The 19,927-nt window shown below is 68.7% G+C and carries 15 protein-coding genes; 10 read left to right on the plus strand and 5 right to left on the minus strand.

Annotated elements, in window-relative coordinates; genetic code table 11:
• Positions 1–29: 29 nt before the first annotated feature.
• The 3 genes from ACJ8AN_RS14220 to ACJ8AN_RS14230 all read left to right on the plus strand — a co-directional run bounded on the left by ACJ8AN_RS14220 (position 30) and on the right by ACJ8AN_RS14230 (position 5,008).
• Positions 30–1,886 carry a GspE/PulE family protein gene (locus tag ACJ8AN_RS14220; protein WP_407755875.1) on the plus strand — a complete coding sequence of 619 codons (1,857 nt, stop codon included), beginning with the start codon at positions 30–32 and terminating at the stop codon, positions 1,884–1,886.
• A gap of 218 nt (positions 1,887–2,104) precedes the next feature.
• Entirely contained in the window at positions 2,105–3,661 is a 1,557-nt protein-coding gene (locus tag ACJ8AN_RS14225) for a TldD/PmbA family protein (protein WP_407755876.1), read from the plus strand.
• Positions 3,662–3,673: 12 nt separating this feature from the next.
• A complete protein-coding gene (locus ACJ8AN_RS14230; protein ID WP_407755877.1) occupies positions 3,674–5,008 on the plus strand; it encodes a TldD/PmbA family protein in 1,335 nt (444 codons plus the stop codon).
• A 24-nt stretch (positions 5,009–5,032) separates the two neighbouring features.
• Here the strand turns inward: ACJ8AN_RS14230 and ACJ8AN_RS14235 are convergent, their stop codons facing one another.
• From ACJ8AN_RS14235 to ACJ8AN_RS14255, 5 genes are all read right to left on the minus strand, one after another.
• Positions 5,033–5,404, minus strand: a complete 372-nt coding sequence (locus tag ACJ8AN_RS14235) for a VOC family protein (RefSeq protein WP_407755878.1) — start codon at positions 5,402–5,404, stop codon at positions 5,033–5,035.
• 28 nt (positions 5,405–5,432) lie between these two features.
• Positions 5,433–6,134 carry a Coq4 family protein gene (locus tag ACJ8AN_RS14240; protein WP_407755879.1) on the minus strand — a complete coding sequence of 234 codons (702 nt, stop codon included), beginning with the start codon at positions 6,132–6,134 and terminating at the stop codon, positions 5,433–5,435.
• A gap of 105 nt (positions 6,135–6,239) precedes the next feature.
• Positions 6,240–7,772 (minus strand): hypothetical protein, encoded by a 1,533-nt coding sequence (locus tag ACJ8AN_RS14245; protein WP_407755880.1) that lies wholly within the window; start codon positions 7,770–7,772, stop codon positions 6,240–6,242.
• An 86-nt stretch (positions 7,773–7,858) separates the two neighbouring features.
• Entirely contained in the window at positions 7,859–9,985 is a 2,127-nt protein-coding gene (locus ACJ8AN_RS14250) for a hypothetical protein (RefSeq protein ID WP_407755881.1), read from the minus strand.
• Entirely contained in the window at positions 9,985–12,384 is a 2,400-nt protein-coding gene (locus ACJ8AN_RS14255; protein ID WP_407755882.1) for a bifunctional metallophosphatase/5'-nucleotidase, read from the minus strand. Before ACJ8AN_RS14255 ends, ACJ8AN_RS14250 begins: the two co-directional genes overlap by 1 nt.
• A gap of 121 nt (positions 12,385–12,505) precedes the next feature.
• On the opposite strand from ACJ8AN_RS14255, the gene ACJ8AN_RS14260 reads away from it, so the two are divergent.
• From ACJ8AN_RS14260 to ACJ8AN_RS14290, 7 genes are all read left to right on the plus strand, one after another.
• Entirely contained in the window at positions 12,506–13,180 is a 675-nt protein-coding gene (locus tag ACJ8AN_RS14260; RefSeq protein WP_407755883.1) for an NUDIX hydrolase, read from the plus strand.
• A 54-nt stretch (positions 13,181–13,234) separates the two neighbouring features.
• Positions 13,235–14,629 carry an MFS transporter gene (locus tag ACJ8AN_RS14265; protein ID WP_407755884.1) on the plus strand — a complete coding sequence of 465 codons (1,395 nt, stop codon included), beginning with the start codon at positions 13,235–13,237 and terminating at the stop codon, positions 14,627–14,629.
• A gap of 287 nt (positions 14,630–14,916) precedes the next feature.
• Positions 14,917–16,476, plus strand: coding sequence for a hypothetical protein (locus ACJ8AN_RS14270; RefSeq protein WP_407755885.1), 1,560 nt, complete (start codon positions 14,917–14,919; stop codon positions 16,474–16,476).
• A gap of 51 nt (positions 16,477–16,527) precedes the next feature.
• Positions 16,528–17,271 carry a hypothetical protein gene (locus ACJ8AN_RS14275; protein ID WP_407755886.1) on the plus strand — a complete coding sequence of 248 codons (744 nt, stop codon included), beginning with the start codon at positions 16,528–16,530 and terminating at the stop codon, positions 17,269–17,271.
• A gap of 148 nt (positions 17,272–17,419) precedes the next feature.
• The gene (gene pdhA, locus ACJ8AN_RS14280; protein ID WP_407755890.1) at positions 17,420–18,544 is read left to right on the plus strand and encodes a pyruvate dehydrogenase (acetyl-transferring) E1 component subunit alpha; all 1,125 of its coding nucleotides are present in this window, start codon (positions 17,420–17,422) and stop codon (positions 18,542–18,544) included.
• Between the two features lie 48 nt (positions 18,545–18,592).
• Positions 18,593–19,579 (plus strand): pyruvate dehydrogenase complex E1 component subunit beta, encoded by a 987-nt coding sequence (locus ACJ8AN_RS14285; RefSeq protein WP_407755887.1) that lies wholly within the window; start codon positions 18,593–18,595, stop codon positions 19,577–19,579.
• A gap of 7 nt (positions 19,580–19,586) precedes the next feature.
• Positions 19,587–19,927: biotin/lipoyl-containing protein (locus tag ACJ8AN_RS14290; protein WP_407755888.1), on the plus strand; the 341-nt coding region annotated here is incomplete at its 3' end.

Below are 19,927 nucleotides of genomic sequence, written 5' to 3' on the forward strand. Positions count from 1 at the left end.
CTGCGGCCCGCCGTCACAAGGAGACGCCGTTGCCCGCGCCCGCCACCCCGCCTGCTCCGCCCCCTCCGGCCACTTCCCGGAGCAAGACCGACTTCTCGCTCTCCTTCGTGCTCGAGGCGCTCGTCTCGCAGCGCATCCTCACCGCCGAGCAGGCGCAGAACATCCTCACGCGCGAGCCGGCCGCGCGCGCCCGCGTGCTGAAGAACCAGGGCATCGTCGGCAAGGACGCGGCCCGCTACGAGGTCTCCCCGGTCGAGCTCGTCGCCGCCTTCCAGGTGCCGCTGGCGGACGGACGCGGGGTGCTCGACGAGGACCGGCTCACCGAGCTCGCCGCGCGCGCCGCCGGCATCCCCTACAAGAAGGTGGACCCGCTCAAGCTGGACATGGCGCTGGCCACCCGCACCGTGTCGCGCCCCTTCGCGCAGAAGCACGTGCTGCTGCCGCTCGAGCGCAGCGCGGAGGGCCGCCTGGTGGTGGCGGTGGCCAACCCCTTCGACAAGGAGCTCTACGAGAGCATCCACGTCCTCACCGGCATGCCCATCGAGCCGGTGCTCGCCTCGAAGACGGACATCCTCAAGGCCATCGCGGACACCTACGGCTTCAAGAACACGCTGACGCGCGCCGCGGATGATTTCTCCGCCAACCCGCAGAACTCGACGCAGGTGGGCAACTTCGAGCAGCTCGTCTCGCTCAGTGGCCGCAAGGAGCTGGACGCGGCGGACCAGCCCGTGGTGCAGGCGGTGGACTACATGCTGCGCTACGCCTTCGACAACCGCGCCTCGGACATCCACATCGAGCCCAAGCGCAACTCCTCGCTGGTGCGCCTGCGCATCGACGGCGTGCTGCACCCCGTCTACACGCTGCCGGCCGGTGTGCACCCGCCCATCGTGTCGCGCGTGAAGACGCTCTCGCGCATGGACATCTCCGAGAAGCGCAAGCCGCAGGACGGCCGCATCAAGACCGAGCGCGATGGCCGCGAGGTGGAGTTGCGCGTCTCCTGTCTGCCCACCGCCTTCGGCGAGAAGGTCGTCATCCGCGTGTTCGATCCGGAGACGCTGGTGCAGGACATCGCCCAGCTCGGCTTCGACCCCGAGGAGAAGGCCTCCTTCGAGTCGTGGATTGATCAGCCGCACGGCATCATCCTCGTGACGGGCCCGACGGGAAGCGGCAAGACGACCACGCTCTACTCGGCGCTCAAGGCGGTGGCGGGCCCGGACGTGAACGTCACCACCATCGAGGACCCCATCGAAATGGTGTGGGACGGCTTCAACCAGGTGCAGGTGCAGCCCAAGGTGGGGCTGGACTTCGCCGGAGCGCTGCGCAGCATCCTGCGCCAGGACCCGGACGTCATCATGGTGGGCGAAATCCGCGACGGGGAGACGGCGGAGAACGCGGTGCAGGCCGCGCTCACGGGTCACCTGGTGCTCTCCACGCTGCACACCAACGACGCCGTGGGCGCGGTGGCGCGACTGAAGGATCTCGGGGTGCCGCCCTTCCTGCTGGCGCAGAGCCTCATCGGCATCATGGCCCAGCGCCTGCTCCGCCGCGTGTGTCCGCACTGCGCGCAGCAGACCTCGCTGTCCCAGGATGAGCTGGCCATGCTCGGCACGCCCATTCCGCTGCTTCCGGGTGGCGTGCGCATCGTCAAGGGCGCCGGCTGCCCGCGCTGCCGTGGCACCGGCTACTGGGGCCGCACGGGCGCCTTCGAGATCGTCAACATGAACAACGAGCTGCGCGAGTACGTCTCGCGCGGGGCCAGTCACCAGCAGATGCTGGACTCGGCGCGCCGGGGCGGGACGCGCACGCTGCGCGAGGCGGCGGTGCGCAAGCTGGCCATGGGCCTCACCTCCTTCGACGAGGTGGTGCGCATGACATCCGTGTCCTGAGCGGCGTCTCCCGAGCCCACACCCCGAGCCGTCCCCCGGAGGGCCGTGCGCCAACCTGTCAGGCGCCCGGTCCTCTTTCTGTTGTTTGGGCCACGGAGCGGTGGCCGAGGCGGATTTCCGGAATACCCGCATGCCCGGGCGGTTACTCTCCGAGTGCGCTGTGACTGCACGCTGTGACCGCACCATGAGGGAGTGCCATGGCGGGAGGAAGGACCGGAATGACGCGACGTGATTTCGTCGGCTACGGCACGACGGCAATGGCAATGGCGGGAGCGGGCGAGTTGCTGTCCGGCTGTTCGACGACGCAGCGGGCGGGCCCGGGAGGGCCTGGAGGCGGCTCGGACGGGCCGTCGGATTCCATCGGGTACTTCGCGCGCTTCGGCGTCACGGAGAACCTCATCCGCGAGACGCTGGCGGCCGCGCTGTCGAGGGGCGGGGACTACAGCGACCTGTTCTTCCAGCACCGCGTCTCCACGTCCATGGCGCTCGAGGACGGCGCGGTGAACAAGGCGTACACCACGGTGGAACTCGGCGTGGGCGTGCGCGTCATCAAGGGCGACCAGACCGGCTACGCGTACACCGAGGAGCTCACGCTGGACGCGATGCGCAGCGCGGCCCGCACGGCGGCGGCCATCGCGGATGGGCCCTCGCGCGCGGGGCCGCGGTCCTTCCACCTCTACAAGGACATTCCCCAGCGCTACGTGCTCAAGGCGGGCTGGGACGCGGTGCGCCCCGAGCAGAAGCTGCCCATCCTCGAGGGCCTCAACGGGGCGGCCTTCAAGGCGGATCCTCGCGTCTCCAAGGTGACGCTGTCGTTCTCGGATGAGCACGGCGCGGTGCTCGTGGCGGACAGCAACGGCCGGCTCGTCGAGGACGTGCAGCCCATGACGACGCTCTACCTGTCGTGCGTGGCCGAGCAGAACGGCAAGCGCGAGCAGAACACCTACGGCGTCGCCGGCCGCGCGGGCCTGGACTTCTACTCGCCCGAGCGCCTGGAGCGCATCGTGCGCGAGGCGGTGAGCCGCACCACCATCCTCTTCGAGGCCTCGCAGCCTCCGGCCGGGGAGATGCCGGTGGTGCTCGCGGCGGGCTCGTCCGGCATCCTCCTGCACGAGGCCATCGGCCACGGCATGGAGGCGGACTTCAACCGCAAGGGCACGTCCATCTACGCGGACAAGATCAACAAGCCCATTGCGCACCCCTTCGTGAACATCGTCGACGACGGCACGAACGAGTACGCGCGCGGCGCCATCAACGTGGACGACGAGGGCAACGAGCCCGGCAAGACGATGCTCGTGGAGAACGGCGTGCTCACCACCTACCTCCACGACTCCATCTCCGCGAAGCACTACAAGGTGAAGCCCACGGGCAACGGCCGGCGCGAGAGCTACCGGCACGCGCCGCTGCCGCGCATGCGCTCGACGTACATGCTCCCGGGGCCGCACAAGCCGGAGGAGATCATCGCGTCGGTGAAGCGGGGCATCTACTGCTCCAACTTCACCAACGGGCAGGTGAACATCGGCGCGGGCGACTTCACCTTCTACGTGAAGAACGGCTACCTCATCGAGGACGGCAAGCTCACGCGCCCCATCAAGGACGTGAACATCATCGGCAACGGACCGAAGGTGCTCGAGAAGGTGGACATGGTGGCCGATGACCTCGTCATCGACGAGGGTGGCTGGACGTGCGGCAAGGATGGGCAGGGCGTGCCGGTGTCCCAGGGCATTCCCACGGTCCGGGTCGCGTCGATCACCGTCGGCGGCCGCAACGCGTAAGGGGAGGGCGACATGAGCACGACGAAGACGAACCTGTCGGAGGTCGCACAGCAGGCGGTTGCCCTGGCGCGCCAGAAGGGGGCCTCCGAGGCCTCGGCGAGCGCGGGCCGCTCGCGCGAGGTGGAGGTGCAGTGGCGGGATGGCCGGCTGGAGAAGGTCTCCGAGGCCACCACGCGAGGCCTCGGGGTGCAGCTCTACGTGGACGGGCGCTACTCGGCCGTCTCCACGAGCGACCTGCGGCCCGAGGCCCTGGAGCGCTTCATCTCCGACTCCATCGCCATGACGCGCGCGCTGGCGAAGGACGAGTACCGCCGGCTGCCGGAGCCCGAGCTCTACGAGGGCCGCGCGCTGGTGGACCTGTCCATCGAGGATCCGCGCCAGGACTCGCTCACCGCGGACGAGCGCCAGCGCTTCGCCCGGGAGCTCGAGGCGGCCGCCCGCGCGGTGGACCTCGAGGGCTCCATCCTCTCCGTCACCACGAGCTTCGGAGACGTGCTCCGGGAGACGTACCGGGTCAGCTCCAACGGCTTCGAGGGAGGGATGCGCGGCACGCAGTTCTTCGCCTCCGCGGACGTGAGCGCACGGGACTCGGACGGGCGCCGGCCGGAGGAGAGTGACTTCTCCGTGGCGCGCTTCTTCGAGGACCTGACCGACGCGGGCACCCTGGGCCGCCGCGCCGGAGAGCGCGCCCTGGGGCGCCTGGGCTCGACGAAGGGGGCCTCGGCGGTGCTGCCCATGGCCGTGGACAACCGGGCCGCGGGCCGGCTCGTGTCCATGCTGCTCGGGCCCATGTCGGGCGCGTCCATCCAGCAGAAGCGCTCGTTCCTCGACGGGAAGCTCGGCCAGAAGGTGGGCAGCGAGCTGCTCGCGCTCTCGGACGAGCCGCACCTGAAGCGGGGTCTCGGCTCGCGCCTGTTCGACGGCGAGGGGATTGCCGCCCGGCCACTGCCACTGTTCGAGGCGGGCATGCTGCGCTCCTACTTCATCGACAGCTACTACGGCCGGAAGCTCGAGACGCGTCCCACCACGGGCAGCGCGTCCAACCTCTCCTGGAAGCTGGGGACGAAGGACAGGGCCGGGCTGCTGGCGGACCTCGAGGAGGGCATCCTCGTGACGGGGTTCCTCGGCGGGAACTCGAACGGCGTCACGGGTGACTTCTCCCTCGGCATCCAGGGCTTCCGCGTGCGCGGCGGCAAGCTCGCCGAGCCCGTGGGCGAGATGAACATCTCGGGCAACCAGCTCGACTTGTGGAAGCGGCTCGTCGCGGTGGGCAATGATGCCTTCGCCCACAGCGCGATGCGCACGCCCACGCTCGTTTTCGAGGGCGTGCAGTTCGCGGGCACGTAGCCCGCGGCGGAGCGGCTCCCGAGGCTACGCGGGCTCGATGAAGTTGAGCCGGTAGCCGTCGGGATCCGTGACGACGATTTCCCGCGTGAACCAGGGCTGCACGGTGGGCCCGTCGACGGCGGCTCCCAGGGCGCGGGCACGCGAGGCCACCTCGTTCACGTCCACGGCGCCCACGCGGAAGCCCAGCAACACGCCCGAGCCGCGCGGTCCCTGCAGGGCCACCGCCGCGGGCACCGCGACCAGGTACACCTCGGCCTGGTTCTCCCAGCGCAGGTGGATGAATGGCGGATCCGCGTTCATCCGCTTGAAGCCGAGCGCCTCGTAGAACCTCGCCGAGCGCTCGGCGTCCGACACGAGCAACTTCGTGAACGACGACAGCAGCTGATCACTCTCCATGCGCGCCGCTCTGTAGCACGAGCCCTTTTCAGGCGCTCGCGGTGACCGGAGGCGTGTTCTCCCGTGGCGAGCAGAACTGTTCCTGGAAGTGCTTCAGCGGAGTCTCCCAGTGCTCCTCCCAGGGGATGCTCGCGATCGGCCGCGACACCCGGCCTCGTTGGAACGCGGCCCGGACGCGCCGCAGGTACTCGGCCGGGTGCCTCGGCAATTCCACGGCCACGCCGTGCCCGAGCGCGATGAGCGAGGTGGGCGTGCGCAGGTTGCCGTACTGGAAGGCCTGCAACTCCTGCTCGCCCAGCATGTCCGTGCCGTAGCCGGTGAGCAGGTGATGCAGATCATGGGTCTCGCGCATCCGCTGGGCGAGGTACTGGACGTCCGAGAGCTGCCGGTCGTGGCTCGCGAGGGGGTTGAGGCCCTTGTCCAGGTAGAAGCGCGCGAAGGCATGGCCGAGCGTGCCCGGAGGCAGCCGGGAGAGCGCCTCGAAGTCCACGCGGTCCACCGAGAGCGAGGGGCGCTCGGAGAGAAGCCGGCTGCCCTCGGCCTCCTGGGCGAGCTGGCGCACCCACTGGATGTACCGCCCGCCATCGATGCTCTCCTGGAACAGCGGTCCATGGACGGGATCGGTGGCGTCCTTCACGAGCATCCGGAAGGACTGGAAGGCCACGCGCAGACGCGTGAACAGCGGGGCCTCGGCGGGGGAGGGATGCGGTGCGGTGGGGGTCGGCTCCATGGGGGCTCTCCTGGAGCGCGCTTTCTAGCGCATCCGGGCCCGGGAAATGAAAAGGCCCCGGGTTCCGGAGAACCCGAGGCCTGGGGTGATGCGGGGCGGAGACGGCTAGAAGCGCGCCTGCAGGAGCATGTTGAAGCCCAGGGCGTGGGGCTTCTCGAAGCTGGGCTGCGCGACGCCGAAGACGTCGTCCCGGAAGGTCGTCCGGTTGCGGTCGTAGGTGTAATAGAGCTCGCCCACGGCGGCGACGCTCTCGGACAAATCCCACCGGAACGTGCCCTTGGCCGAGATGATGGGCGTGGCGTCGCAGACGTCCTGGCCGTCGCACGAGGTGGGCAGGATGCTCAGCGAGTTGACGTCACGGACCACCACGGTGCGCGTGCCGGTGAGGCTCGGGGGCGGGTTGTTCCCGCCGAAGAGCGGATCCGGGCTGCGGAACGACGCCGGCTGCTGCACGCCCACGATGAAGCCGGGGGTCAAGTGGAGGGAGGGGATGTTGAAGTCGGCGCCCGCGGCGAGGAACATCTCCGGCTTGAGCTCGGTGCCTTCCGGGAAGTCGCTGAAGGGCGGCAGGCCGGGGACCTCGAACTGGATGAAGGACAGGCTGCGGTAGAGGCCCAGCACGTGGAAGCGCCAGAGGTTCCACTTGGCGCGCGCCTGCAGCGCCACCGCCGTGGACTCCTGCGGCACCGTGCGGCCGAACACGTCCGGATCCGACAGCGTCTGCACCAGGTAGCTGCCCTCGAGCGACACCGAGTACGACAGGCCGCCCGGGTACTGCTCCGGCGAGAAGAAGCGCTGGTAGACGTCCGGATCGTTCCGGTACAGCTTGAAGTCCACGCTGGTGCCCACCGGCACACCCACGTGGTAGACGGCCTGCGCGGACACGCCCGCCGAGTTCACCGGCGCCTCGACACCCAGCGCCGCCAGGCCGGGGACGATGCCCTTCTGGAAGTAGCCGCCACCGGCCTCGATGCGCAGCGTCTCCACCGGATCCCATCCGGCGCCGGCCATGAAGCCGTAGAGCGTCTCCTGCTCCTTGATGAGATCGTTGAGCACCAGCGCCGTCTTGGCGCCCGCGAAGGCGTACCACTTGTCGCGGGTGAGCTGGAGCTTGGCGCCCGGCACGCCCGCGGCGGTGGCGCGGGTGGTGAAGACGCCGCTGCCGCCCCAGGAGATGCGGTAGGCGTAGCCCAGGCGGAAGCGGTCCGCGGACACGGGGAAGCCGGTGAGCGACAAGCCCTCGTTCTCACCCCAGCCGCGAGGCCGGTAGTTGAGGCGGATGTAGCTGGAGTTGTCGCGCAGGGTGATGCCGCCCGAGGGCTGCTCGAGCATCAGCACCGTGAGGGCCGCCTCGGTGGTGAGGCCCTCGAAGAACGCCGGCATCCGCTTGTAGAGGACGATGTTGGACAGCGTCTCGAAGCCGGAGAACCGGGTGTTGAAGTTGTCGTAGAACTGGGTGTTCTGCAGGCCCGCGCCGAACCGGGCCGTGGGGCTGTTGGGGGTCGTCTCTCCCGCGTTGGCGAAGACGTTGTCGTCCGCGAAGGCGAACGACAAGCGGGTGTCGACGAAGTCTCCGGCCCAGGCGGGCGCGGAAAGGGTCATCAGCCCGGTCAGGGCCAGCGTGCGCAGCGTTCTCAAATTCCCTCCAAGGGGCGGCGGGGGGACGCCGCTCCTTCCCGGCGCCCCAGAGCGGGGCGCTCGACTGCCAGTCAAAAAACTACGTTTCACTCACAAGGCTTGATGGGGCGCGGGCACTGCAGGTCCGGTCCCGGGTAGCAGCACAGGTCGTCCACGTCGCGCGGCAGCACCATCCAGCGCGGGCGGGCCGCCTGGACATGGCGCAGGTGGCCCACCACGTCGAAGGTGGCCCCGTGCAGGTAGCGGCACTGCTGGGCGCGATCCGCGTCCGCGTCCTTCTCGTCGCAGTCCACCTTCAGGTCCGGCACGGCGTCCTTCGTCGTGAGGAGCATGCGGGTGTGGGTGTTGCGCGACACGTAGCAGCGCGGCGCCGGGGGCGCGGGCGTCTCCGTCGACGGAGGCGGCAGCTGCTTCGCCAGGAACGCCACGAAGCCCTGTCCGTTGGGGAGGACGAGGTCCTTGCGCGTCCTGGCCGGCAGCAGCACGTCCGTGTTGGCCGCGGTGACGTTGGTGTCACCGGCGCGCAGATAGGTGTCCAGATCGCAGAAGACGCTCACCTGCACGTCGGCCTCGTAGCCCGTGGCGATCTTCTTGGAGGTGGTGTCGGAGACGAGCACCTCCTGCGTGCGCGAGGGCAGCGCGTTGTCCAGCCCGGCCTCACGGGGCCCGGGGCCCGCCATCTCCACCACGAACTGGCCGAAGCTGTTGTACTGGGCGCGCTCGGAGCAGACGGTGTTGAGGAAGGGGCCGGAGCCGGTGGTGCACTCGACGTTGCACTGGCGCTCGGGGATGTCGGGGTCCGGGTTGGGGGGCGTGGGGGAGCAGCCGCCGTAGATCCAGTTACCGGCCGCGTCCTTCGTCTGGCAGAAGAAGGGCACCTCGCCGTTGCCGTTGAGGTCGCAGTTCTTGAAGACCTGCGGGAAGCGCACGCGGCGCAGCTTCACCAGGCCAGACTCGAGGCTCTCCAGCTTCAGGTTGCGCGTGTTGTAGCCGCACAGCACGTCGGTGATGAAGGGAGCGAGCACGTTGTCGAGGAAGCAGTGCCGCAGGTTGAGCTCCACCGGCGGGTTGAGCTTCAGGTACTTGGTCCACTGCTCCGGGGGCAGCTCGCGCACGTGCTCGCGCACCGTCCACGAGGGGAAGGTGAGCTGCGTGGTGGAGGTGAACTCCTGGATGGAGCCGGACAGCGTCCACAGCAGGTCGCCCGTGTCGAGGCCCTCGGGGAAGCTGTAGTTGTAGACGAACATCGAGCCGTAGGTGCCGGGGAGGTACCCGCTCGGCTCGGGGGTGCGCACGCCCGAGGCGAAGGTGGTGTCCTCGGGAATGGGGCACGAGGTGAGATCCGTGACGAAGAAGCCCGAGGGATCCGTCCCCGTCACCAGCAGCGTGACGGGCTTGGGCGGCTGGGGATCCGGCTTGCCGTCGCCGTTGAGGTCCTGGTCCGGGCAGTTCTGGTACAGCACGGAGCCGGACTCGGGGGCGCGGCCGATGGTGACGAACTGGCTCACGAAGGGCGAGGAGCGGTTGTCATAGCCCTGCGGCGTCTGGACGGCCGCGAGCGTGGGCTCCTGGAAGAAGAGCGTGTCGGAGGAGCCGGCGGCGTACGTCCGGCCCGCGGCGGGCTCCGGTGGGATGAGGACGCCCGCGTCGGAGAGGCCCCCGTCGGGCTCCAGCGGGATGCCCGCGTCATTGATGCCCGCGTCGGGCAGGCCCCCGATGCCACCATCGGCGTCGTAGCGGAGCTCGACGGGCTCGTCCATGGCCCAGACACGCACCTCGCCGTAGACGTGCTGGGCCCGCAGCTTGCCGACACCGCGGCCGCGGGTGAGCTGCATCCAGGCGTACCTGTAGCTGTCGGAGACATCGCCCGGCACCACCTTGAAGGTCACCGGCCCGGTGAAGTCGAACGGCTTGCCGGCCCGGTCCAGGGCGGTGACGTCCACCTGCAGCTCCACCTGGCCGCCGGGGACGGCGTAGCGGCAGTCCGCCGTGCCCCGCACCGCGGCCGGCACCTGGTCCAGCCGGGTGCCGTACTGCTTGATGCAGGAGGGGACGACGGAGAGCGGCTGCAGGCTGCCGCTGTCGCTCACCGAGGAGATGCTCTGCACCACCACGCGGAAGGAGCCCACGGTGCCGGGCACGGTGGAGTCCATGTTGTAGCAGCCGGACACGGAGGCCGCGGTCGCGGCCAGGAGGAGCCAATGCTTCTTCATCACTTCACCTTCCGGCCAATGCGGCCGTCCTCGAGGGCGTTGGCGATGGGCATCTCGGTGGGGTTCTGGCAGAAGTTCTTGAGCTGCAGGGTGACCGAGCCGCACTCCGGCGCCCCGGCCAGAATCTCACGGCAGTAGCAGCGCCCGCTGTAGGGGCCCTGGGGCACGGCGCACGCGGTGCGGGCCGAGGCCGCGGTGAGGCCGGCCACATTGCAGCGCGCGGTGGCCTCGGCGAACTTGTCCGCCGGCAGCGACAGGAGCGGCAGCAGCTCCTGGCACGAGCAGTCCCCGAGCTTCTTGGCCAGCGCGTCCTCGTAGGCCTGGGTCTGCTGGCAGAAGTTCTGCTGCTGCGCACTCACCTCCCACTTGCCGTCCACCAGCGCGCCGCAGCGCTCGCCCGTCGAGGACGTCTCGCGGCCCGCGTTGATGTCGTCGCAGTTGCAGAAGCCCTGCATGTAGCCGATGAGCGAGTCGCGCAGGGAGATGCCCGTTTCAATCCGGGTGGTGTTGCGCTTGAGGACGCTGAAGCCCGAGCCGCCCTTGGCGATGTAGTCGTTCACCGCCACGCGGTACATGCCATGGGGGTTGATGGGGCTGCCGTTGATGGACACGTCCGTGGCGGGGTTGGCGTAGCAGCGGCTGCCGTCCTGATCCTGGAGGCACTGCCAGGCGGCGTGGCCCGCGCGGTTGTCCTGGGGGCAGTCCTCGGCGTTCTTCGCCGGCTCGCACGGAATGCGCAGATCATTGAGCTGCACCTGGGCGCAGTCCATGGTGAAGCGCGCGCCGGAAATCTGCGCCTGGCTGACGCAGCCGCGGCTGGCGGAGCGCTCGGCCACGAAGTCGAGCATCTCCTGAATCTCCGTGCCCGACAGGTACATGATGTTGATGGTGTTCTCGAAGGGGAACACGTTGAACATGGCCTCCTGCGTCACCACGCCCGCGTAGAGGCTGTCGCGGATGCCCAGCGAGTTGGTGAGGGCCATCTCCGCCTCCACGGTGCGGCGCTTGCGCATGGAGTCCGCGGTGATGTTGCCCAGCGGCGAGTCACCGCCGGTGGAGGTGTTGCGGCGCGACACGTCACTGGGCGCGTAGGAGAAGATGGAGGTGAGCTGGAGGTTGAAGTCCATGCCCAGCAGGTAGGGCTGCAGCAGGTCCGTCGTCTCGCGGTCCTCGAGCTCCTGGCACTTCGCCATGGCCTCGCGCACGCCCGAGGCGTTGATGAACTGGCCCGGGGTCCAGAAGTTGTCCTTGTTGAAGTAGCGGGCGCGCTGGGCGTCGTCGCACCACAGCGCGTCCAGCGGGGACACGCGGAAGTCGTGGCTGACGATCTCGGCGCCGTCGATGGTGCGCGCGTCCGTCTTGGGCACCTTCACCACCAGGTCCAGGCGGCCCACGTACTTCGCGAAGGCGCCCGAGTGGGCCAGGATCACCTTGCGGCCGCTGGGGTCCGCCAGCTCCTGGGGCGGGTTGAGCACCACGTGCAGGTGGCCGCCGAGCACCACGTCCAGGCCGGACACGCCGGGGATGAACACCTTCACCACCGCCTTGGGGTTGCCCTCGGCGCTGGGGTCCGTCCACTCGAGCACCTGCCAGCGGTCATGGTCGCGCTCGATGAAGGGTCTGGCGCGCTCGTACTCGTAATAGGCCTCGTAGCCGCGGATGAGGTCCTGGTCCTCGGTGAGGCCCAGGTGGCTGACCACGATGAGCAGGTCCACCACCGGGCGCAGCATCTCCACGTAGGCGCGCGCCGCCTCGTTCTGCTCCAGCGGCGTGGCCTGCAGCGAGTTGCCTCCCTCCGTCAGCGAGTTGAGCGAGGAGATGTTGGCCATGCCGATGATGCCGACCTTGAGGCCCTGCACGTTGCGGATGACGTAGGGGACGGTGTTGAGCGAGGCCTCGGAGTTGGCGGAGTCCGTGGGCTTGTCCCAGTAGTAGTTGGCCGCCATCAGCGGGAACTGGGCGAAGTCGCGCGCCTTCTGGACGAAGTTGGCCAGGCCCGCGTCGAACTCGTGGTTGCCGATCACCGCCGCGTCCAGGTGCATCTTGGACAGGAAGCGGAACTCGGCCTCACCGCCATTGACGTTGAAGATGGGCGCGCCCTGGAAGCAGTCGCCCGAGTCCAGGTGCAGCAGCCGGTCGGCCTTCTGGCGCTCGCGCTTGAGGATGGCCGCGATACGGGTGGCGCCACCGAAAGGGCCTGCCTCGGGAATCATCCCCAGGTCCGTATCCGTCTTCAACGGAGAGAAGTCGTAGGGGATGAGCCGCGAGTGGATGTCCGCGGTATGCAGGAGCGTGAGGCGGACTTCCTGTCCGCCCAGGTCGAGCTCCTGTCCATCCATCACGGGCATGCACGAGGCGCAGATCAGGACACAGAAGAGTCCGAGCAGGAGACGTCGCATTCGGGGGCGGATCCGGGGGGCTTGTAGAATTTGACCGCTAGACGACGGCGCAAGGTACGGGATCATCTGGTGGTGGGCAAGCAACGCCCCAGCGTCACGGATTTCCGCTAGGGGAGCAGACATGCGTTCGAGCAGCCATTCTTCAGTGACCGATATCGAGATAATCGAGGATTTCTCGTCGACGGCGAAGTGCGACGAGGGCTTCCTCATGCTGCGGCGGCTGAGGTGTCAGAACCGGCGCGCGGACGGCACGGCGTCCAAGGTGTACCGGGTGGACGTGGTGGACCGGCCGAGGCTGGACGCGGTGGCGGTGCTGGTGTTTCGCCGCGGTGCGTCGGGCTTGGAGGTGCTGACGCGGATGAACCTGCGGCCGGCGGCGTACTTCCGGCGGGGCAAGGAGATGACGGTGCCAGACGGGGCCACCTACCTGCGGGTGGAGGAGATCGTCGCGGGGCTGCTGGAGCCGGAGGACAAGGGCGAGGCGGGCCTGCGGCACCGGGCGGCGGAGGAGGTGCGCGAGGAGGCCGGCTTCGACGTGAAGCCGGAGGAGATTCAGCTGTTGGGGGCGGGCTTCTTCCTGGCGCCGGGCATCCTGTCGGAGAAGGTGTTTCCGGCGGCGGTGGACGTGACGGGCAAGGAGCAGGGCGAGCCGAAGGGGGATGGTTCACCGCTGGAGGAGGGCACGCACCTGCAGTGGAGGCCCATCCGCGAGCTGCTGGCGATGTGCCGGCGCGGGGACGTGCCGGACGCGAAGACGGAGATCGCCCTCCTGCGGCTGCTCGCCGAGCAGGCGTGATTCAGGTGGGTGTGATTGTCGCGAGCGCGCCGGGCGGGTAGGGTGCCCGGCGCCATGCACGACGCTGCCCCCTCGTCCTCCTCGCCGCGGCCGGAGTATTCGCCGAAGTTCCGGATGCGCCGCGCGCAGAACTGGCTCACGCTCGGAACCATGTACGCGGCCATGTACATGGGCCGCTACAACTTCTCGTTCGCCAACGCGAAGCTGTCGGAGACGTACGGCTGGAGCAAGACGCAGGTGGGCGCGATCATCAGCGCGGCCACCCTCATCTACGGCATCTCCGCCATCTTCAATGGCCCGCTCGCGGACCGCATCGGCGGGCGCAAGGCCATGCTGGTGGGCGCGAGTGGCGCGGTGGTGTTCAACCTCGCCTTCGGCCTGGGGGCGTACCTGGGCTTCCTGGGCACGGGGACGTTGCTGCTCGGCTACCTGGCCACGGTCTGGTCGTTGAACATGTACTTCCAGTCGTACTCGGCCCTGGCGCTCATCAAGGTGAACTCGGGCTGGTTCCACATCAGCGAGCGCGGCGTGTTCTCCGCCATCTTCGGCTCGATGATTCAGGCAGGCCGGGCGCTCATCTACTTCATCGGGCCGCTGCTGGTACTGGCGCTGCCCTGGCAGTTCGTCTTCTTCGTGCCCGCGGTGGTGATGACGACGCTGGCGGCGCTCACCTTCCTGTGGGTGCGGGACGCGCCGGACGAGGCGGGCCTGCCCGCGCTGGACACGGCGGATGCCTCCAGCGGCTACACCGGCAAGGTGGACTTCAAGTACGTGGCGAAGGTGGTCTTCACCAACCCCGTCACGCTCACCATCGCGGCGGCCGAGTTCTGCACCGGCTTCGTGCGCCACGGTTTCGAGCAGTGGTTCCCGCGCTACATGCAGGAGGCGCAGCACCTGTCGCTCGACAGCCCCATCTTCAAGAGCGGCGCCACGGGCGTGGTGCTCGCGGGCATCGCGGGCGCGTTCACCGCGGGCCTGCTGTCGGACCTGCTCTTCAAGGCGCGCCGTCCCCCGGTGGCCTTCTTCGGCTACGTGCTGCAGATCCTCTGCATGGCCGTCATCTGGGCCGCGCCCAGCCAGGGGCTGATCATCGCCGCCTTCGTGGTGAACTCGTTCGCCATCAGCATCGTGCACTCCATGCTGTCGGGCACCTCGTCCATGGACTTCGGCGGGAAGAAGGCCGCGGCCACGGCGGCGGGCATGTTCGACGGCATGCAGTACGTGGGCGGCTCGGTGGTGGGCACCGGCATGGGCTGGCTGTTGGACCATTTCGGCTGGGGCGCCTGGGGCCCGAGCATGATCGGCTTCGCGGGCATTGGCGCCGTCCTCATGCTCACCCTCTGGAACGCCCGGCCCAAGTCGCACGCGTCCCAGACGGCTCCGGCGGCGGCCCCCACGGCGCTCCCCTCCAGCGAGCAGCAGTCCTCCCGGACCGGCACCCAGGGGTGAGAGAGGCCTCCGGAGCCGCTTCCGGGCAGCCCTCTCGCCACTCGTTGATGTCAACGAGTGAAGTGTTTTTTGTCCTACATATAAGGCTGTCTTCACTCGTTGACGTCAACGAGTGAGCCGCCGCGAGGCGCCCCGCAGGCCGCGTGCACCGGGTCCGCATCCCACCTCGTGGGTCGGTTGAGAGCGTGGCGCCCCAACGGATGCCTGGACAGGAGCGTCGTTCATTGGCCGCCAGCGTGTCCCGGGGGTCACTATGAGGTGACAGGGGCGTGACCTAGAGTACGGGCGTGTCCCAGGCTCCCACACCGCTGTTGCAGAACCGGCTCGACGTCCACGACCGGAAGCAGTTCGAGATCAAGCTCGAGTACCAGCCCTCGGGGGCGGACGACGAGACGCGCTATCTCGTGGAGACGTTCGTCTTCCTGCCCTCGAGCCTGAACATCGACGCGGAGACGTACCCGCGGGCCAACTTCTACGCGGACATCCACAACTACGTGCGCTTCAAGACGCCGGTGATGACCCTGGCGGAGCTGCTGAGCATGGACAGCTCGCCGCTGGCGCGGCTGGAGGCGGGGCTGCTCACGGGGCTCGTCAGCGAGTCGGAGCTCGTCTACCAGGCGAAGCTCCTGTCCTGCATCTTCCGTGGGGCGCTGCGGCGCTTCGCCAACGGTGTGGACGAGCAGTGCGAGGGGATGAGCCGGGGCCCGGGTGAGGCGCAGTGCGATCGGCTGGAGCGCGAGGCGCGCTCGGCGGCGGACGGGGCGCGGCGGGTGCTGGAGCGCTTCCGCGCGTGGGCGCGCTCGGCCAACCGCTACCGGATGCAGGAGAAGACGCGCGCCTCCATCCGCCTGGTGGACGAGTACCTCAGCCTCACGGTGGAGCAGTTCTTCCGCAAGGCCGTGGCGGACATGGACGCGCTGCCGCGCTCGGGCGTCTACATCGAGCTGCGCAAGGAGCTGATGGACGAGGTGCTGCAGGAGGAGCAGTACCGCAAGGATCACCAGCTGCGCTCGGTGATCAGCCCCACCGGTGACAACGAGGAGTACATGCACCGGTTCGGCTTCCTGAAGAAGTTCTGCATGAACATCCTCTTCCTGTCGGCGCGGCGGGCGCAGCGGCGCCAGGGCTGGGAGGAGGTGCTGTTCGCGCTCGCGGCGGGCGTGGCCATGAGCTTCGCCACGGCGGTGGCCTTCTGGGCGCAGGTGCGCTTCACGCAGGCGAGCCTCAACTTCTTCCTCATCATGGTGGTGGGCTACATGATGAAGGACCGCATCAAGGAAGGGATGCGGCGCATCTTCAGCCAGGTGGCCGCGCGGCACCTGTACGATCGCACGGCGCGCATCGTGGACCCGGTGACGGAGCGCTGCCTGGGCACGTGCGAGGAGAAGGTGGACTACGGGCGCGCGGTGCGGGTGCCGCCCGAGGTGGCCGCGTTGCGCTCGCGGGACGACTTCATCACCGTGTCCCAGGGCGAGCTGTCCGAGACGGTGCTGCGCTACCAGAAGCAGGTGGTGCTGGACGTGGAGCTGCTGCCGCGCAGCGGGCACGGGGTGAGTGGCATCACCGACATCATCCGGCTCAACGTGGGGCGCTTCCTGCGCGACATGGACGATCCCGAGTACGCGCTGGAGTACGTGGACCTGGAGGACTTCACCGTCGGGCGGGTGCGCGGGGCCAAGAGCTACCAGGTCGACATGGCCTTCCGCTTCATCGTCCAGGAGTCGGGCCAGGAGCGGGTGTCGCTGCAGCTCGTCCGGCTGGTGCTGGACCGCAACGGCATCAAGCGGATGCTGCGTCTGTACCCGGAGCAGCCCCACCGCCCCGAGCCCCTGCGCTCGGCTGCTTGAGCGGTTGAATTCCGCGCGGTCCGGGTGCCAGGTGCCCTATAGAAGAGGGCCATGGCTTCGGACCTCAGAACCCGCGTCCGGGAGGGCTGGCAGCACACGCTGCGCGGCATCCTGGAGAAGGCACGCTCGCTCGGCTCGCAGGCGGTGCTCGCCTTCGATCTCGACTCGACCCTCTTCGACAACCGGCCCCGGCAGGCCCGCATCCTCCGCGAGTTCGGCCTCGCGCGGGCGCTCGAGAAGCTGAGCGCCTGCGAGCCGCACCACTGGGAGAGTGGCTTCGACATGCGGGGGGCCATGCGCAACTGTGGCCTGTCGGCCGAGGAGGTGGAGGCGCACTTCGACGCGGCCCGCACCTTCTGGCTGGAGCGCTTCTTCACCAGCGCCTACTGCGTGGACGACGTGGCCATCCAGGGCGCCGCGGCCTTCACCCACGCGGTGGTGGCCACCGGGGCGCACCTGGCGTACGTCACCGGCCGCCACGAGGGCATGCGCGAGGGCACCGTGGAGTGCATGCGCCGCAACGGCCTGGCCGTCCCCGGCGAGGGGCGGGTGCACCTGCTGATGAAGCCGAACGAGCGCGACAACGACGACGCCTTCAAGCGCGAGGCCCATGCGCGGCTCGGGGAGTTGGGGACGGTGATCGCCGCCTTCGACAACGAGCCCACCCACGCCAACGACTACCTGAGCCGCTTCCCCCAGGCCCAGGTCGTTCACCTGGCGACCGACCATTCCGGACGGCCGGTGGTGCTCCTCGACGAAATCGTGTCCGTGCCGCACTTCTCCCACGAGACGTGACGCACTGCGCCTCAAGGGTGGGCCGCCGGACTTGCCTGCCTGGAGGTGCACGAAACCCCTTGCAGTCCCATGTCCGCGCGCTATGAGGCGCACGGTGTCTGCCAGCCCCTTCGTGTTGGGGCGGTCTTACTGGACGGAGGCATTGGCGGTGGCCAGCAAGTACTCGAAGGACCTGCTGTTGACGATGTACCGGAAGATGTACCTCATGCGCCGCTTCGAGGAACGAGCGGGCCAGCAGTACGGTCTCGGGAAGATCGCTGGCTTCTGCCATCTGTATATCGGCCAGGAGGCCGTGGCAGCCGGCGTCGAGGAGGCCATCCGTCCGGATGACTACATGCTGTCGGGTTACCGTGACCATGCCCAGCCGCTGGCGCGTGGCTCGGACCCGGGCATGGTCATGGCGGAGCTCTTCGGCCGCACCGGCGGCTACAGCAAGGGCAAGGGGGGCTCGATGCACATCTTCGACATCGAGAACCACTTCTACGGCGGCTACGGCATCGTGGGCGCGCAGATTGGCCTGGCCGCGGGCATGGCCTTCGCCAGCCGCTACCGCAACGAGGACCGCATCACCGTGTGCTACTTCGGTGACGCCGCGGCCAACCAGGGCATCTTCCACGAGACGCTCAACATGGCGGCCAAGTGGAAGCTGCCGGTGCTCTACATCTGCGAGAACAACCGCTACGGCATGGGCACGGCCATCTCGCGCACCTCGGCGGTGCCGGAGATCCACAAGCGCGGCGAGGCCTTCGGCATCCGCCACGAGGCCGTGGACGGCATGGACGCGCTGAAGATGTACGAGGCGGTGAAGGACGCGGCCGCGTACATCCGCGCCGGCAAGGGCCCGGTGCTCATGGAGGCCAACACCTACCGCTTCCGCGGCCACTCCATGGCCGACCCCGCCACCTACCGCACCAAGCAGGAGGTGGAGGACGAGCGCAAGAACGACCCGATTCCCCGTCTGCGCGACTACGCCCTCAAGCAGGGCCTGGCCAAGGACGAGGAGTTCGAGGCCATCGAGGCCGAGGTGAAGGAGAAGGTGGACGCGGCGGTGAAGTTCGCCGACGAGTCGCCCGAGCCCAGCCTGGACGAGCTGTGGAAGGACACCATCGTGGACGAGGGCGAGGAGGACGTGAAGCCTCGCGAGCGCGTGCTGGGCGTGAAGGTGGCGAAGTGGCCGAAGTACCCGTCGGGCCAGGAGCTGAAGGTGACCTGGGACCTCGAGCCGCGCGAGCAGGCGGACAAGGCGGACAAGGCCGCGGGCCTCAAGCGCTAGTTCTCTTCCACTGACCCCAACCTACGGATTTCGTATTCGGAGCCAACAATGGCCGAGTTGATGTACCGCGAGGCGCTGAACCAGGCGCTCGCCGAGGAGATGGAGCGCGACGCCAACGTGTTCCTCATTGGTGAGGAGGTGGCTCGCTACCAGGGCGCCTTCAAGGTGTCGCAGGGCCTGCTGGACCGGTTCGGGAGCGCGCGCATCGTCGACGCGCCCATCTCCGAGCTGGGCTTCACCGGTATGGGCGTGGGCGCGGCCATGGTGGGCCTGCGTCCGGTGGTGGAGATGATGACGTGGAACTTCGCCATCCTGGCGATGGATCAGATCGTCAACAACGCGGCGAAGCTGCGGCACATGTCCGGCGGCCAGCTGCGCTGCCCCATCGTGTTCCGCGGCCCCGGTGGCGCGGGCGGCCGGCTCTCCAGCCAGCACAGCCAGGCGCTCGAGGCCAACTACGCGCACTTCCCGGGCCTGAAGGTCATTGCCCCGGCCACCCCGGCCGACGCCAAGGGCCTGCTCAAGTCCGCCATCCGCGACGAGAACCCCGTCATCATGATCGAGGGTGAGCGCCTCTACGCCCTCAAGGGCGAGGTGCCCGAGGGCGAGCACATCGTCCCCATCGGCAAGGCGGACGTGAAGCGCGAGGGCAAGGACGTCAGCATCATCACCTGGTCGCGCATGTACTACTTCTGCGAGGAGGCCGCGAAGCAGCTCGAGGCCGAGGGCATCTCCGTGGAGATCCTCGACCTGCGCACGCTGCGTCCGCTCGACGAGGAGGCCATCCTCGCCACCGTGCGCAAGACGAACCGTGCCGTGGTCGTCGAGGAGGGCTGGCCCCTGGCCGGCGTGGGCGCGCAGGTGGTGGACATCATCCAGTCCAAGGCCTTCGATGACCTGGACGCCCCCGTCCAGCGCGTCACCGGCCTCGACGTGAACATGTCCTACGCGGCGAACCTGGAGAACGCGATCCAGCCGGACGCGCCCAAGATCATCGCAGCGGTGAAGAAGGTCCTCTACCGCGAGGGAGCCTGAGAAAAGTATGGCCACGCCCATCCAGATGCCTGCCCTCTCTCCGACGATGAAGGAGGGCAAGATCGTCAAATGGCTCAAGAAGGAGGGCGACAAGGTCGCCGCCGGCGATGTCGTTGCCGAAGTGGAGACGGACAAGGCGACGATGGAGATGGAGAGTTCTGAGGGCGGGACGCTGGCGCACGTGCTCGTGAAGGAGGGGGAGAAGATCAAGGTCGGCGGGGCGATCGCGGCACTCGCCACGAGCAAGGAAAACCTGGCCGACGTGAAGAAGCAGTACGCGGGCGGAGGGGCGGCCAAGGCGCAAGCGGCGCCGGCTCCCGCGGCAGCAGCCCAACCGGCGATCGCACA

Source organism: Archangium sp., assembly GCF_045802675.1.
GTDB lineage: Bacteria > Myxococcota > Myxococcia > Myxococcales > Myxococcaceae > Archangium.

What these genes read in the sequence shown, in the direction of transcription:
- ACJ8AN_RS14225 (WP_407755876.1), top strand. Translation starts at nt 2,105, where the DNA reads ATGACGCGACGTGATTTCGTCGGCTACGGCACGACGGCAATGGCAATG.
- ACJ8AN_RS14230 (WP_407755877.1), top strand. Translation starts at nt 3,674, where the DNA reads ATGAGCACGACGAAGACGAACCTGTCGGAGGTCGCACAGCAGGCGGTT.
- ACJ8AN_RS14235 (WP_407755878.1), bottom strand. Translation starts at nt 5,404, where the DNA reads ATGGAGAGTGATCAGCTGCTGTCGTCGTTCACGAAGTTGCTCGTGTCG.
- ACJ8AN_RS14240 (WP_407755879.1), bottom strand. Translation starts at nt 6,134, where the DNA reads ATGGAGCCGACCCCCACCGCACCGCATCCCTCCCCCGCCGAGGCCCCG.
- ACJ8AN_RS14250 (WP_407755881.1), bottom strand. Translation starts at nt 9,985, where the DNA reads ATGAAGAAGCATTGGCTCCTCCTGGCCGCGACCGCGGCCTCCGTGTCC.
- ACJ8AN_RS14255 (WP_407755882.1), bottom strand. Translation starts at nt 12,384, where the DNA reads ATGCGACGTCTCCTGCTCGGACTCTTCTGTGTCCTGATCTGCGCCTCG.
- ACJ8AN_RS14260 (WP_407755883.1), top strand. Translation starts at nt 12,506, where the DNA reads ATGCGTTCGAGCAGCCATTCTTCAGTGACCGATATCGAGATAATCGAG.
- ACJ8AN_RS14265 (WP_407755884.1), top strand. Translation starts at nt 13,235, where the DNA reads ATGCACGACGCTGCCCCCTCGTCCTCCTCGCCGCGGCCGGAGTATTCG.
- ACJ8AN_RS14275 (WP_407755886.1), top strand. Translation starts at nt 16,528, where the DNA reads ATGGCTTCGGACCTCAGAACCCGCGTCCGGGAGGGCTGGCAGCACACG.
- ACJ8AN_RS14285 (WP_407755887.1), top strand. Translation starts at nt 18,593, where the DNA reads ATGGCCGAGTTGATGTACCGCGAGGCGCTGAACCAGGCGCTCGCCGAG.